This window comes from Streptomyces sp. NPDC047061 (assembly GCF_040643955.1).
Classification (GTDB): domain Bacteria; phylum Actinomycetota; class Actinomycetes; order Streptomycetales; family Streptomycetaceae; genus Streptomyces.
The window spans coordinates 68,380-81,294 of sequence record NZ_JBEYVI010000018.1 but is presented as its reverse complement, the minus strand read 5'-3'; the positions used below and the strand labels follow the sequence as shown (position 1 = coordinate 81,294).

Genomic DNA, 12,915 nt, shown 5'->3' with positions numbered 1-12,915 from the left:
CCCGCTACACCGTCGCCACCACCGCGTACCGCTCGTCGCTCACCTCCTTCCCCCACAGCACCGCGTCCGCCGACAGCCGCTCCATCCGCAGCTCCGCGGTGAGCGGGGCCAGCAGGCCGGTGAGCCGGTCGGCGGGTATGCCGACCGGGGTGACGGTCCCCCACACGCCCTCCACCAGCACGAACCGCCCTCCGGGCCGGAGCAGCCCACGCCAGTGCCGCAGCACGCGCGCGGGGTCGGGCAGCGTCCACAGCACATGGCGTACGAGCACGGTGTCGAACAGCTGCTCGCCCACCGGGGGTGCCGCCGCGTCGCCGAGCAGGAACGCCGCGTCACGGCCGGCGAGCTTGGCGCGGGCCCGCTCCACCATCGCCGGGGAGCTGTCGACCCCGGTGACGCGGTGGCCCTGCTCGGCGGCGAGGAGGGCCAGGCTGCCGGTGCCGCAGCCGAGGTCGAGGACGTCGGCGGGACGGGCGGGCAGCCACGTCCGGAGCCGCTCCGCCCAGGCCGCGCGGACCTCGGGCGCACCCAGCCCATGATCGGGCTCCGCGTCGAAGGTGGCGGCCTGCGCATCCCAGTCGACACTCGCCGCAACTGTCCGATCACTGTCGTTCGTCATGCCCCCAGCGTGACACCCACCACTGACACTCGATCCGTGTGACAGCGACCACTGACAGACCGGCATCGATGAGGAACTCTCGCCAAAAGCGTCTACCTCCGTGCCAACACGGATCTCGGTAGGCACTGAAGGAGGCAGCCATGCGCCGCGAAACCGTGCAGAAGCCCCTGAAGAGGACGGACCGCCGCCGGACCCGCGAGGAGGCCGACGAGCGCCCCGCCGGACGCCCGGAGGTGCGGAAGGACATCGCACGGACCTGGTGGCCGGACGGCTGACCGGGCCCGTTCGCCGCGGGCCTTTCAGCCCAGCCGCTTGCGGTAGTGGATGCGGTCGTACGGCCCGTCCACACGCCGCTCGACGACTTCGTAACCGTGCTTCGGGTAGAGCTTCTGGTTCTCCCACATCAGCGCGTTCGTGTAGAGCCTGACCTCGGACAGGCCGAGCGCATGCGCGCGTGCGTCCACGAACTCCAGCAGCCGCCGTCCCACCCCCTGGCCGTGCGCGTCGGGGTGGACGGCGATGCTGTCGAGGAACAGGTGGTCGTCGCGGACCTCGATGACGACGAGCCCGATCACCGGCTCCCCGACGACGAACACCCGGCCCGCGCCCACGTTCGCCATGTGGTCCGCCTCCATGGGCTGTGGCACCACCCCGATCCGCGCGATGTAGGGGTGGTACGCCATATCCGTGACGGCCTTCACGGCCGGTACGTCGGCGGCCCGGGCGGGCCGGATCTCGTCGTTGGTCATGGCGTGAACGCTAACTACCTCAGCGCAGTCCGAACACTCCCTTAAGGCGACCATAAGGATCTCCGCCGCCCGCTCCCAGCAGGCGATTCCACGGTTTCTTGGGGCTAGCTTTCTGATCGCCCCCACGGGATCCAGCCCGGCGGCACCGAGCCCGCCCCCAGGGACCGTTCCGAGGAGTTTCCGCATGCTCGCAACACGCCGTCAGGTCGCCGCCGCCGTCGCGCTCGGCGTGGGTGCGGTCACGTTCGCCGCCGCGCCCGCGTCCGCGCACGGCACGATGGGGGACCCGGTCAGCCGGGTCGCCCAGTGCTACGCGGAGAACCCGGAGAGCCCGAAGTCGGACGCCTGCAAGGCGGCGGTCGCCGCCGGTGGCACCCAGGCCCTCTACGACTGGAACGGCATCCGCATCGGTGACGCGAACGGGCAGCACCAGGCGCTGATCCCGGACGGGAAGCTGTGCAGCGCGAACAACGACGAGTTCAAGGGCCTCGACCTGGCCCGCGCCGACTGGCCGGCCACGAACGTCAGCGGCGGGTCGTACACCTTCAGGTACCGGGTGACCGCGCCGCACAAGGGCACCTTCAAGGTGTATCTCACCAAGTCCGGTTACGACCCGGCCAAGCCGCTGGCCTGGGCGGACCTGGATCTCGACCACCCGGTGGCGACGGCCACCGACCCGGTCGCCGCCGGCGGCTTCTACACGTTCTCCGGCACCCTCCCCGAGCGCACCGGCCGCCAGCTGCTGTACGCGATCTGGCAGCGCTCGGACAGCCCGGAGGCCTTCTACTCCTGCTCGGACGTGGACTTCGGAGCCGCCGGAACCGCCACCGGCGCCGCCCCGGCCGCCTCCGCCCCCACCGACGAGCAGATCGCGGCCGGTGCCGACAAGTCGACGATCGAGCACGGCGGTCACGGCGACGACGACGCGAGCACATCGGCCGAACCGGCCACATCGACCGCACCGGCAACGGAGGCCAACGCGCCCGAGCCGGCCGGAAGCCAGGAGCCGGCACTCGCCGCGACCGGCGGCGACGGCTCCACGCCGTACCTCGCGATCGGCGGGGCGGCCGCCCTGGCGCTGGGCTCCAGCACGCTCTTCCTGTCGGTACGGCGGCGGGCGCCGCGACGCTGATCCCTCATGGTTCCGGGGCCTGACCGGCGGCTCAGGTCGGACAGGCCCCGGCGGCGTTCAGTTGGGCAGCGGCTCAGCTGAACGCCGACGCACAGGTGGTGGTGGCGGCATGCGCGGGGTCGAGCGCGTTGGCCACCTCATGGAACGCGATCCGGTCGAAGAGCCCGATCGCCACGTGCTCGGAGAAGTCGAGCGAGCAGAGGTCCTGGAGCAGGACGTTGTGGACGTCGGAGCCGCTCAGGTACTGGCTCTGCCAGGGCGTGGCCACCTCGTCGTACTTGGTGGCGATGACCGTGTAGTGCACCCCGGGGACGGTGTCGCCGCCCGCGTTGAGCTTGGTGAGGAAGGCGGAGCCGGGGATCTGGTCGGCGAGGCCGGGGGTGCTGGCCTTGATCAGGTCTTCGGCGCCGGGGAAGTACGGCAGCAGGTTGGTGAGGCCGCTGATGGTGGCGCCGTGGTTGTCGGGGGCGAGGCCGACGAGGGCGTTCACCTTGGCGGCGCCGCCGAGGAACCTCAGGTAGTAGCGGGGCATCATGCCGCCCTGGGAGTGGCCGACGAGGTCGGCCTTGGCGGCGCCGGTCGCGGCGAGCACTTTGTCTACGAAGGCGGAGAGTTGCTCTGCCGACTTGTCGATGGGGCCGAGGCCGTAGAAGACGGGGACGCCGTCCAGCTGGCCGTAGTCGAGGGAGAAGACGCAGTAGCCGCGGTCCTCCAGGTACGGGGCGAGGGAGAGCCAGTTGTCGACGGAGTTGCCGAGGGTGCCGTGGACCAGGATCACCGGGCGCGGGTGGGCGGCGGAGGGGTGGCAGGAGTAGTCGTTCCAGCCGGTGGTGGGGGCACTGGACGCGTGGGCGGTGGCGGCGGGAACGGTGGCGACAGCGGCGGCGAGGAGTACCGCGGTGAGGGGTCTGAGCACTCGTTTCCAGGGCAGCATCGTGTGATCTCCTTGCGGCTCAAGGGAGGTGCGACGGCCTTACGCCCTGTGATCCGGATCACGAAGGATGCTGTTCACTCATCAAGTTACGGACGAGTAGTGCAAGCGTGAAGTTACGCGTCGGTAAAACTTCTGAGTAACCAGCCGCACACCACCCACCTGACGGGATGTCACCAGCTGGGCCTGAGGGGACCATAGGGCGCGATACGGCCCAAACACTCCCGCAACACGCGCGCCTCCCCCTCCCCCAGCACATCCGCCCACCCCCGCACGACCTCCGCGGCCGCCTCCTCCGCGGCCCGCGTGCACGCCCACCCCCGCTCGGTGAGCACGATCAGCCGCGCCCGCGCGTCCCCGGGGTGCGGCCGGCGCTCGGCATACCCCTTGCGCACGATGTCGTCGACAAGCTGACTCGCCGCCTGCTTGGTCACCCCGAGGTGCGCGGCGAGTTCGGTGACGGTGGCACCGCCCGGGGCGAGCCGCGCGAAGGCGAAGCCGTGGGCGGGCCTGACCCCCTCGAACCCGCGGGCGACGACCCCTTCGTCGATACGCCGGGTCAGCTCACCGGCTGCGGCGAGCAGGGCTGCGGACAGGGCCATGGCCTCGGAGTTCTGCACGGGGGCATTGAAACACCCTTGACGAACCGGTCAAGCAGCTTGACCATACAGTCAAGCAGCTTGACCATCTTCCCAGGAGGCGCCCATGCCCGTCGTCCGCTCCGCCGAGGCCACCACCCACGAGACCCACGGCGCCCGCTTCGTCTCCTACGCCACCCCCCGCACCGGCAGCAAGGAACTGTGCGCCTGGCGAGGGGAGATACCCGCCGGGACCAGGGCCCCCGCCCACACCGTCAACCGGGAGGAGATCTTCCACCTGCTCGTCGGCGAACTCCTGATCACCCTCGACGGCCGCACCGACCGCATCCGCGCCGGCGACACCGTCATCGTCAACCCCGGCGCCACCCTCGCCGTCGAGAACCCGACCGACCACACCGCGCTCTCCTGGGTCACCACCTCCATCGGCCTGGAGGCCGAACTGACCGACGGCACCCGCATCGTGCCGCCGTGGGCCAACTGACACAGCGGAGCGCGCCGCCCGCCCGGGTCCGCGACGTCTTCCTCTCCCGCGTCTTCACCTGCCCCGAGCCGCACGGTGCGGGCCCCCGCCCCCACCGACATCAGCGGGCGGTCACTCACCCCAGGTGGCCAGGTATTCGTTGATCTTCTCCCGCATGAACAGTGAGGACTCCTTCGCCTTCTCCTCCCAGGCGAACACGCAGGCGGTGAGGGTGCCGTCGAAGCCGTTCGCGTGCAGTTCGCGGAAGAGCTCGTCGAAGTCGACCTCGCCCTCGCCCATGTTCAGGTGCTGGTGGACGCGGGCCGCGGTGCCGGGTGGGTTGAGGATGTAGCGGTTGCCGGAGGACGCGGTGTGGTCGAAGCCGTCGGCGAGGTGGACGTGGGTGAGGAGGTCGCCCGCGTGCTTGATGATGCCGGGGGCGTCGTCGCCGATGTGGAAGGTGTGCGGGGCGCAGTAGAGGAAGGTGACGCCCGGGTGGTTGATGCCGCGGATGAAGTTGACCGCGTCGTGGCCGTTCTCGATGAAGTCGTCGGGGTGCGGCTCCAGGGCGAGCTTGATGCCCTCGCGCTCGAACAGCGGGAGGAGCTCGTCCATGGACCTCCAGAACTGGGCCTCGCTGCGGTCGGCTTCCTCCGGCCGGCCGTTGAACTCGGAGATCATGCTGGTGACCCCGAGGTCCGCGGCGATCTGGATGGCCCGCTTCCAGTACCGTACGGCGGCTTGGCGCGCGTCCTCGTCCGGCCCTGACCAGCGGAACAGCGGCAGCACGGAGGAGATTCCGACCCCGGCGGCCGCCAGGGACTTGCGGAACTTCGCGACCGTGGCGTCGTCGACGCGCGGATGGCGGAAGAACGGGATGAAGTCCTCGCGCGGCGACAGCTCGATCCACTCGTAGCCCAGCTCCGCCACCACGGCGGGCAGTTCGAGCAGCGGGACGTGGCGGATCATGTACGGATCGAGGGCGATCTTCATGGTGGTGGGTACTCCTTGGCGTTCGAGGTCCCCGGCAGCCCGGGCGAGGACCGCTTTCTGCTACGCGGGGACGGAGGTCGCTTCCCTGGGACGGGGTGTCCCGCTGGAGGCGCTGGTGCCGCCGTCGACGGGGATCACGGTTCCCGTGATGCATCCGGCATCGGGGCTCGCGGGGTCGCCCAGCAACGGCACGGTCAGCCGGGCGAGGCCGATGACCGAGTCGAGGTTCACCGACCGCAGGCGCTGCCAGGCCGCGGCATCGTAGGTGTCAGTGCCAGAACGCGGCCGGTGTCGAAGCCGATGCCGGTACCGGCCCCCGTGACCAGGACGACCTGGCCCTGGTAGGGGTAGCTCGCCCAGGCGATCACGACCGCAGGCTCTCCTGCAGTGCCGCGTCGGCGGCCTTGAGCACCCCGGCGGCGACGGCGACGCCCTCGACGCGGCCGAGTTCGGTGTCCTCGTGCTCGATGTTGACCAGCATGTCCGGGTCGACCTCGTGCAGGGCGCGCAGGAACTCCGTCCAGTAGGCCACGTCGTGCCCCTTGCCGAGCGCGACGAAGTCCCACGCGGACGCCTTGGGCCACTCGTTGGCCCATTCGTCGCCGCCGAGGTTGGTGCGCGGCTCGTCGGGCGACAGGCGGCGGAAGCTGTTGTCGAGGACGCCGTTGAGGGCGGCGTGCCCGGGGTTGACGCGGACGTCCTTGGCGGCGGCGTGGAAGACCAGCTCGCCGAGGTGGCGGACGACCGCGACCGGGTCCATCTGCTGCCAGAACAGATGCGAGGCGTCCAGCTCGACACCGACGCGGGTGGCGCCGGTGAGGTCGATGAGCTTGTGGATGTCGGCGGAGTTGAAGACGACGTTCTGCGGGTGCAGCTCCAGGGCGACCTTGACGTCGTGGTCGCGGGCGAGGCGGTCGGTCTCGCGCCAGAAGTCGGCGGCGATCTTCCACTGGTGGTCCAGGACGTCCAGGGCCGCGGAGTTCCAGGCGTTGACGATCCAGTTGGGGCGGGTCGCGCCCGGTTCGCCGCCGGGCAGCCCGGACATGGTGACGAGGCGGTGCTGGCCGAGGCGTTCGGCCAGCCGGATGGAGCGGCGGATGTCCTCGGCGTGCTTCTCGCCGATGACGGGGTTCGGATGCAGCGGGTTGCCGTTGGCGTTGAGGCCGGCGATGGAGACGCCGGTGCCCTCGAAGAGGCCGAGGAAGTCGTCGCGGGCGGTGTCGCTGACGAGGATGTCGTCGAAGGTCGGCACGTGCGCCGGCGGCAGGAAGCCACCGGTGTTGACCTCAAGACCGGTCAGACCGAGATCGGCGACGACCTTGATCGCCTCAGGCAGCGGCCGGTCGTGCAGGATCGCGTTGTAGAGGCCCAGCTTCATCGTGTGTTTCCTCGGTCCTTCTCGGGATTGGCGGTGCGGGTGCCTGCTCGGAAGTGGCGGTGCGGGTGCCGTTTCGGGGGTGGCGTGCGGGCGCGGCGAACGGCTCGGGTGCTCGGGTCACCGGACGGTGACGGCCTTGCCGCCCGCGTCCGCGGAGGCGACGACGGCGTCGATGACGCGCAGGTTGTGCAGCCCGTCGGCGAGGGTGGGGCAGGGCGGCAGCCGGTCGAGGCCCGCGATCTGCTCCAGGAAGGCGCGGGCCTGCCAGACGAAGAACTCGTGCTGACCGTGGCCGACGCTCGGGAAGTCCATGGGCAGGCCGCCGGCGATATAGGGGTGGCCGGGGCCGACCACCACCCGGCGGTAGCCGTCCACCGGGTCGGCGGCGGCCGCGTCGGCGATGGTGAACTCCGCGGCACGCGAGAGTTCGAAGGTCGCCGCGCCGCCCTTCGTGAACACCTCGAAACCCAGGGAGTTGGCGAGGCCCCGGGCGATGCGCGAGACGGAGAAGGTGCCGACGGCGCCGGAGGTGAACGTCGCGGTGAACGTGGCGATGTCGTCGTTCTCGACCCGCTCGCGTTCCTGGCTCACCGCCACGTCGGCCGAGTGCCCGACCGCGGTGCCGAGCGGCACGGGCCGGTCCGGCACCTGGGTGGACAGCACGGCACCCTGCACGCTCCGCACCGGGCCGCAGAAGTACTCGCCGAGGTCGATGAGGTGGCTGCCGATGTCCGACAGCGCGCCCGAGCCGAGCGGCCCCCGGTAACGCCAGCTGATCGGGGCGTCCGGGTTGTGCCCGTAGTCGCACCAGTAGTGCCCGTTGAAGTGCTGGACCGGCCCCAGCGGGCCCTCCAGCACCTGCTCCCGTACGGCGTTGATCGCGGGGGAACGGCGGAAGGTGAAGCCGGTCGCGGCCACCAGGCCGGTGCCCTCGGCGGCCTTCACCATGGCCTCGGCGTCGGCCACGGTCGGTGCGAGCGGCTTCTCGCACAGCACGTGCTTGCCGGCCGCCAGCAGGGCCTCGACGATCTCGCGGTGCAGGTGGTTGGCGACCACGACGCTGACCGCGTCGATGTCGTCGGCCTCGGCGATCGCCCGCCAGTCGGTCTCGGCACGCTCGAAGCCGTAGCGGCGGGCGGCGTCCAGGGCGAAGGGCTCGTGCGCGTCGGCGACGGCGACCAGCCGCACCTCGGGCAGCCCGGCACCGTACAGCGTCGCGGCCTGCCGGTACCCGTTGAGGTGGGCCCGGCCCGCCATCCCGGCGCCGATGACCGCAACCCTGATCGGCCGTGTGCTCATGGTGGTTCCTCTCCGGCGCGGCGGTGCGCCGTGACTGGGGACGTGGAGGCTGGGAGTCGTGGGACTCCGGGCCCGTTCCGGGCCGAATCGATCAAGACCTTGTTTAAAGCGTTTTAAGTCCTGGTACTATCGGCGGCGTCACAGACAGATGTCAAGGGTGTTTCCGCAAAACCGCAGGAGGTCGCGTGGACGAGCCCGGCTCCGCCGCTCCCATGAGCGGCAACGGCGCGGTTCAGCGTCCCCGGCTGGAGGACGTCGCCGCCCGCGTCGGTCTCTCGACGGCGTCGGTGTCCCTGGTGCTGCGGGGCGTGCCCGGTCCCAGCGAGCGCACCCGGCAGCGGGTCCTGAAGGCGGCCGCCGACCTCGGCTACCGCCCCGACCGCACCGCCAGCGCCCTGGCCAGCAGGCGCAGCAGGCTGCTCGGGGTCATGGTCGACGTGCACAGCCCCTTCCACGCGGAGCTGGTCGAGCACCTGTACACAGCGGCCGAGGAGGTCGGCTACGACCTCGTCCTGAGCACCCAGACCCGGACCCGGGACGAGAACACGGCCATCGAGACGCTCCTGGCCTTCCGCTGCGAGGCGCTGATCCTGCTCGGTCCGGTGGCCCCCGCCGCCGCCCTCGCCGAACTCGCCCGCAGGGCGCCCGTCGTCTCCTTGGGGCGCCGGATCACCGGAACCAGTCTCGACGTCGTACGCAGCGCCGACGACGACGGAGTCGGCCAGGTGGTCGACCATCTGGTGGGCCTCGGCCACCGTGCGATCGCCTACGTCGACGGCGGCAAGGGCGTCATCGCCACCGACCGGCGCCGCGGCTACCGGGACGCCATGCGCCGTCACGGTCTCGACGCGCAGATCAGGATCCTCCGCGGCGACCTCACCGAGGAGGCCGGCGACAGGGTCGGCCGGCACCTGCTCGACAGCGGCGAGCTGCCGACCGCCGTGGTGACGTTCAACGACCGGAGCGCCATCGGCATGCTCACCGCCCTGCGGGGGGCCGGGGTGAATGTCCCCGGCGATGTCTCCGTCGTGGGCTATGACGACGACACCCTGTCCCGGCTGGCCTGCTTCGATCTGACCACGGTCAGCCAGGAGGCCGAGGAACAGGCGCGCCAGGCCGCCCTCGCCGTCGTCGAACGCCTTGATCAAGGGCGTACCGAGCCCCGCGAGATCGTCCTCGCCCCTTCCCTCGTCGTCCGCGGTACGACCGCGCCGCCCCGCTGACCCTGCCGCCCCACTGCCGCTGCCACCCCGCCGACCCCGCCGTTCCACTCGGTGCGCGGCGGCCGTGGTGTGCCTCGTCGGGCCGTGAGCCCGGCCGCACGCGCGGGAAATACATGGCAAATACAGTTTTCCTCGGGCGAATAACGGGGCGGCATGCATGTCTGAACAAACCCTTGACACGTATCCGAAACACAAGCATGCTCTGGCCACCGCTTAAAGCGATTTAAAACATCGCGATCCGCCCCCCCATCACCCAGCCCGGCGTTGCCGTGAATCGGTGCCCGGGCACCCCGCGAAGAGCCGTTCCGCTGATCGCCGACCCCTCCGAGCCCGTCCAGGCGAAGCACCCGGTACCGCAAGCGTGCCGGACTCTCCCCGGGCCTGTGTGCGACCCGCTTCGCACACCAGCACATCCCGAGCCATGCCCGGCCCCGCTCACGCACCGCCCGGCATCACACGAAGGAGCACCCCAGCACATGGAACGCACGCAGACCCGGCGGCCGTCCGACCGCCGCCTCTCCAGACGTGGCCTGACCGCGGTGAGCCTGCTCGCCCTGGCGGCCACCGCGCTGACCGGGTGCGCCAGCGGAAAGGCCACCGGCGACGACGCGGGCAAGGCGACGGCCACGACCGGCTCCACGACCACCACAGCGAAGACCGGCAAGGTCTCCGTCGTCGTCATCGGCGGCAAGTCCGACGACCCCTTCTGGTCCACCGTCAAACGTGGTGTCGACGACGCGACGAAGCTGGTCAAGGCCGGTGGCGGCACCGTCACCTACCTCGGCCCGGCCAACTACGACAACCTCGGCCCGGACGTCGCCAAACTCACCCAGACCGCCATCTCGCAGAACCCGACGGCGATCCTCGTGCCGGACTGGGTGCCCGAGAACCAGGACTCCGCGATCAAGCAGGCCATCGCCAAGGGCATCACGGTCTTCATCTACAACTCCGGCGGCATCGAGGCGGCCGACAAGGTCGGTGCCGTGAAGTACATCGGCTCGGACGACTACCAGGCGGGCAAGGCGGGCGGCGTCAAGTTCGCCGAAGAGGGCGCCAAGAACATCCTCTGCATCAACACCGTGCCCGGTTCGGCCAACCAGGAGGCCCGCTGCAAGGGCATCAAGGACGGCGCCACCAGCAAGGGCTCCTCCTCCAAGCAGCTCCCGCTGCCCTCCTCGAACTTCGGCAACCCCTCCGCCGTCACCCAGGCGATCAAGGGCGCACTGCTGAAGGACGGCAGCATCGACGCCGTCGTGACGATCGGCGTCGGTGACGCCGACAGCGCGGCCGCCGCCATCAAGCAGGCGAACGCCACCAGCAAGGTCCAGCTGGGCACCTTCGACCTCTCGCAGAGCCAGCTCGACCGCATCAAGAACGGCACCCAGCTGTTCGCCATCGACCAGCAGCCCTACCTCCAGGGCTTCTACGTCGTCTCGATGGCCGACCAGTACCTGTCCTACGGCGTGCTCCCGCCGCAGAACCCGATCCTGACCGGCCCACTGCTGGTCACCAAGGACAACGTCGACAAGGCGATCGCAGGCACCAAGGCCGGCGTCCGCTGACCCACCCACCGGGGTGCCGGGCCTCTCCCCCGGCCCGGCACCCCTCCCCCGAACCGGCCCCTCAGCACAACCGGATTCTCAAAGGTGACTTCACTCCGATGACAACCTCACTTCCTGACACGACGGCCGAGAAAGAGATCGCGGCCGCCCCACCGAAGCAGTCCGAGAGCGTACTGGGGCAGTTGCGGCACCGTCCCGAGGCGGGCGCGCTCATCGGAACCATCACCGTCTTCGTCTTCTTCGCGATCTTCGGCGGGACGAAGTTCCTGGCCCCCGCGGGCGCGGCGAGCTGGCTGAACATCGCCGCCGAACTCGGCATCATCGCCATCCCGGTCGGCCTGCTGATGATCGCCGGCGAACTGGACGTGTCCGTGGGCTCGGTGCTGGCGGGCAGCTCGATGACGCTGGCCATCGTCTCCGGTCACTGGGGCGCCCCGATGATCGTGGGTATCGTGCTCGCCCTCGCCCTGGGCCTGCTGACCGGCCTCCTCAACGGCATCCTCGTCACCCGCACCAACGTCCCCTCCCTGGTCATCACGCTGGCCACGCTCTCCGGCATGGCCGGCCTCACCCTGGGCCTGTCCCGTATCGCCACCGGCACCACCAGCGTCCCGGTCAGCCCGGACCCGCTGTCCAAGGCACTGTTCGGCACGCTCATCGCGGGTCAGTTCGAGGTCGCGATCTTCTGGTGGCTGGGCATCGCCGTCGTGGTCACGGTGCTGCTGCAGCTGATGAAGTACGGCAACTGGATCTTCGCCATCGGCGGCGACAAGGAGAGCGCCCGCGCCACCGGCATCCCCGTCGACAAGGTCAAGATCGCCCTCTACATGGCCAGCGGCTTCGGTGCCGCCCTGGTCGGCGTGATCCAGACCATCCTCTACAACGGCGCCCAGGTCGCCAACGGCCAGTCCTTCGTCTTCAACTCCATCATCGCCGTCGTCGTCGGCGGCGTGCTGCTCACCGGCGGCTACGGATCCGTCTTCGGCGTCGTCCTCGGCACGCTGACCTTCGCCATCGTCAACCAGGGCATCTACTACACCGGCTGGAACTCCGACTGGGCCAGCCTGATCCTCGGCATCCTCATCCTCGCCGCCGTCCTGATGAACAACACGTTCCGCCGGCTCGCCCTGTCGTACAAGCCCCGCACCGCGAAGAAGGCCTGACCATGACCGCACCCCTTCTGCGCCTGACCGACGTCAGCAAGTCGTTCCTCGGCACCAACGCACTCACGGACATCTCCCTGAAGGTGGAAGCCGGCAAGGTGCTGTGCCTGCTGGGCGACAACGGCGCCGGCAAGTCCACCCTGATCAAGATCCTCTCGGGGTTCCACAAGCCCACCTCCGGCACCATCGAGGTCGACGGCAAGCCGATCGAGTTCGACAGCCCGCGCGACGCGAGCGCCCGGGGCATCGCGACGGTGCACCAGTTCGGCGGCACGTTCCCGCTGATGGGCGTCGGCCGCTGCTTCTTCGTCGGCGCCGAACCCACCAAGGGCTTCGGCCCGTTCAAGCTCTTCGACAAGAAGCTCGCGGGTCAGATCGCGGTCCGCGAGATGCAGTCCCTCGGCATCACCCGCGTCACCGACGGCAACCGCCTGGTCGGCAGCCTCTCCGGCGGCGAACGCCAGGCCCTCGCCATCGCCCGCGCCGTCTACTTCGGCGCCAACGTCCTCATCCTCGACGAGCCCACCGCCGCCCTCGGCGTCAAGGAGGCCGCCCACGTCCTGCGGATCGTCATGCAGGCCCGCGCCAAGGGCGTCGCGGTCATCCTCGTCACCCACAACGTGCGCCACGCCATGATGGTCGGCGACCACTTCGCCGTCCTCATCCGCGGTCAGAAGGCCGACGACTTCCGCAAGGGCGAACGCACCCGCGAGGAGATCACCGACCTGATGGCCGGCGGCGAGGCGATGGCCCACCTCGAAGCCGAACTGGCCCAACTCCAGGCGGACGCCGACACCGAGGTATGAG

Annotated in this window: 15 protein-coding genes; 7 read left to right on the top strand and 8 right to left on the bottom strand. The window is 70.2% G+C overall.

Annotated elements, in window-relative coordinates; translation table 11 throughout:
- Positions 1-4 precede the first annotated feature (4 nt).
- Positions 5-619 carry a class I SAM-dependent methyltransferase gene (locus ABZ887_RS25180; protein WP_361293118.1) on the bottom strand — a complete coding sequence of 205 codons (615 nt, stop codon included), beginning with the start codon at positions 617-619 and terminating at the stop codon, positions 5-7.
- A gap of 140 nt (positions 620-759) precedes the next feature.
- Between ABZ887_RS25180 and ABZ887_RS25175 the strand changes: the two genes are divergently transcribed.
- The gene (locus tag ABZ887_RS25175; protein WP_302832631.1) at positions 760-894 is read left to right on the top strand and encodes a hypothetical protein; all 135 of its coding nucleotides are present in this window, start codon (positions 760-762) and stop codon (positions 892-894) included.
- 24 nt (positions 895-918) lie between these two features.
- Here ABZ887_RS25175 and ABZ887_RS25170 read toward each other — a convergent pair whose 3' ends face one another.
- Positions 919-1,368, bottom strand: coding sequence for a GNAT family N-acetyltransferase (locus ABZ887_RS25170; RefSeq protein WP_361293116.1), 450 nt, complete (start codon positions 1,366-1,368; stop codon positions 919-921).
- 184 nt (positions 1,369-1,552) lie between these two features.
- Between ABZ887_RS25170 and ABZ887_RS25165 the strand changes: the two genes are divergently transcribed.
- Positions 1,553-2,500, top strand: a complete 948-nt coding sequence (locus ABZ887_RS25165; protein ID WP_361293114.1) for a lytic polysaccharide monooxygenase — start codon at positions 1,553-1,555, stop codon at positions 2,498-2,500.
- Positions 2,501-2,573: 73 nt separating this feature from the next.
- On the opposite strand, the gene ABZ887_RS25160 is transcribed toward ABZ887_RS25165, so the two are convergent.
- The gene (locus ABZ887_RS25160) at positions 2,574-3,434 is read right to left on the bottom strand and encodes an alpha/beta fold hydrolase (RefSeq protein ID WP_361293112.1); all 861 of its coding nucleotides are present in this window, start codon (positions 3,432-3,434) and stop codon (positions 2,574-2,576) included.
- Positions 3,435-3,604: 170 nt separating this feature from the next.
- Positions 3,605-4,051, bottom strand: coding sequence for a MarR family winged helix-turn-helix transcriptional regulator (locus tag ABZ887_RS25155; protein ID WP_361293110.1), 447 nt, complete (start codon positions 4,049-4,051; stop codon positions 3,605-3,607).
- 85 nt (positions 4,052-4,136) lie between these two features.
- On the opposite strand from ABZ887_RS25155, the gene ABZ887_RS25150 reads away from it, so the two are divergent.
- On the top strand, positions 4,137-4,511 hold the full coding sequence (locus ABZ887_RS25150; RefSeq protein ID WP_361293108.1) for a cupin domain-containing protein: 375 nt from the start codon (positions 4,137-4,139) through the stop codon (positions 4,509-4,511).
- A gap of 111 nt (positions 4,512-4,622) precedes the next feature.
- On the opposite strand, the gene ABZ887_RS25145 is transcribed toward ABZ887_RS25150, so the two are convergent.
- From ABZ887_RS25145 to ABZ887_RS25130, 4 genes are all read right to left on the bottom strand, one after another.
- Positions 4,623-5,483 (bottom strand): sugar phosphate isomerase/epimerase, encoded by an 861-nt coding sequence (locus ABZ887_RS25145; RefSeq protein WP_361293106.1) that lies wholly within the window; start codon positions 5,481-5,483, stop codon positions 4,623-4,625.
- Positions 5,484-5,543: 60 nt separating this feature from the next.
- Positions 5,544-5,714 carry a hypothetical protein gene (locus ABZ887_RS25140; protein ID WP_361293104.1) on the bottom strand — a complete coding sequence of 57 codons (171 nt, stop codon included), beginning with the start codon at positions 5,712-5,714 and terminating at the stop codon, positions 5,544-5,546.
- Positions 5,715-5,847: 133 nt separating this feature from the next.
- The gene (locus ABZ887_RS25135) at positions 5,848-6,861 is read right to left on the bottom strand and encodes a sugar phosphate isomerase/epimerase (RefSeq protein WP_361293102.1); all 1,014 of its coding nucleotides are present in this window, start codon (positions 6,859-6,861) and stop codon (positions 5,848-5,850) included.
- Positions 6,862-6,978: 117 nt separating this feature from the next.
- Complete coding sequence (locus ABZ887_RS25130) at positions 6,979-8,160, bottom strand: Gfo/Idh/MocA family oxidoreductase (protein ID WP_361293100.1); 1,182 nt, start codon at positions 8,158-8,160, stop codon at positions 6,979-6,981.
- Between the two features lie 212 nt (positions 8,161-8,372).
- On the opposite strand from ABZ887_RS25130, the gene ABZ887_RS25125 reads away from it, so the two are divergent.
- The 4 genes from ABZ887_RS25125 to ABZ887_RS25110 all read left to right on the top strand — a co-directional run bounded on the left by ABZ887_RS25125 (position 8,373) and on the right by ABZ887_RS25110 (position 12,914).
- Positions 8,373-9,383 (top strand): LacI family DNA-binding transcriptional regulator, encoded by a 1,011-nt coding sequence (locus tag ABZ887_RS25125; protein WP_361293301.1) that lies wholly within the window; start codon positions 8,373-8,375, stop codon positions 9,381-9,383.
- A gap of 476 nt (positions 9,384-9,859) precedes the next feature.
- Positions 9,860-10,945 carry a sugar ABC transporter substrate-binding protein gene (locus ABZ887_RS25120; RefSeq protein ID WP_361293098.1) on the top strand — a complete coding sequence of 362 codons (1,086 nt, stop codon included), beginning with the start codon at positions 9,860-9,862 and terminating at the stop codon, positions 10,943-10,945.
- A 98-nt stretch (positions 10,946-11,043) separates the two neighbouring features.
- Entirely contained in the window at positions 11,044-12,108 is a 1,065-nt protein-coding gene (locus tag ABZ887_RS25115) for an ABC transporter permease (protein ID WP_361293096.1), read from the top strand.
- Positions 12,109-12,110: 2 nt separating this feature from the next.
- On the top strand, positions 12,111-12,914 hold the full coding sequence (locus tag ABZ887_RS25110; RefSeq protein WP_361293094.1) for an ATP-binding cassette domain-containing protein: 804 nt from the start codon (positions 12,111-12,113) through the stop codon (positions 12,912-12,914).
- Position 12,915 lies beyond the last annotated feature (1 nt).

What these genes read in the sequence shown, in the direction of transcription:
- ABZ887_RS25120 (WP_361293098.1), top strand. Translation starts at nt 9,860, where the DNA reads ATGGAACGCACGCAGACCCGGCGGCCGTCCGACCGCCGCCTCTCCAGA.
- ABZ887_RS25145 (WP_361293106.1), bottom strand. Translation starts at nt 5,483, where the DNA reads ATGAAGATCGCCCTCGATCCGTACATGATCCGCCACGTCCCGCTGCTC.
- ABZ887_RS25130 (WP_361293100.1), bottom strand. Translation starts at nt 8,160, where the DNA reads ATGAGCACACGGCCGATCAGGGTTGCGGTCATCGGCGCCGGGATGGCG.
- ABZ887_RS25175 (WP_302832631.1), top strand. Translation starts at nt 760, where the DNA reads ATGCGCCGCGAAACCGTGCAGAAGCCCCTGAAGAGGACGGACCGCCGC.
- ABZ887_RS25135 (WP_361293102.1), bottom strand. Translation starts at nt 6,861, where the DNA reads ATGAAGCTGGGCCTCTACAACGCGATCCTGCACGACCGGCCGCTGCCT.
- ABZ887_RS25170 (WP_361293116.1), bottom strand. Translation starts at nt 1,368, where the DNA reads ATGACCAACGACGAGATCCGGCCCGCCCGGGCCGCCGACGTACCGGCC.
- ABZ887_RS25180 (WP_361293118.1), bottom strand. Translation starts at nt 619, where the DNA reads ATGACGAACGACAGTGATCGGACAGTTGCGGCGAGTGTCGACTGGGAT.
- ABZ887_RS25165 (WP_361293114.1), top strand. Translation starts at nt 1,553, where the DNA reads ATGCTCGCAACACGCCGTCAGGTCGCCGCCGCCGTCGCGCTCGGCGTG.
- ABZ887_RS25160 (WP_361293112.1), bottom strand. Translation starts at nt 3,434, where the DNA reads ATGCTGCCCTGGAAACGAGTGCTCAGACCCCTCACCGCGGTACTCCTC.
- ABZ887_RS25150 (WP_361293108.1), top strand. Translation starts at nt 4,137, where the DNA reads ATGCCCGTCGTCCGCTCCGCCGAGGCCACCACCCACGAGACCCACGGC.
- ABZ887_RS25125 (WP_361293301.1), top strand. Translation starts at nt 8,373, where the DNA reads ATGAGCGGCAACGGCGCGGTTCAGCGTCCCCGGCTGGAGGACGTCGCC.
- ABZ887_RS25115 (WP_361293096.1), top strand. Translation starts at nt 11,044, where the DNA reads ATGACAACCTCACTTCCTGACACGACGGCCGAGAAAGAGATCGCGGCC.
- ABZ887_RS25110 (WP_361293094.1), top strand. Translation starts at nt 12,111, where the DNA reads ATGACCGCACCCCTTCTGCGCCTGACCGACGTCAGCAAGTCGTTCCTC.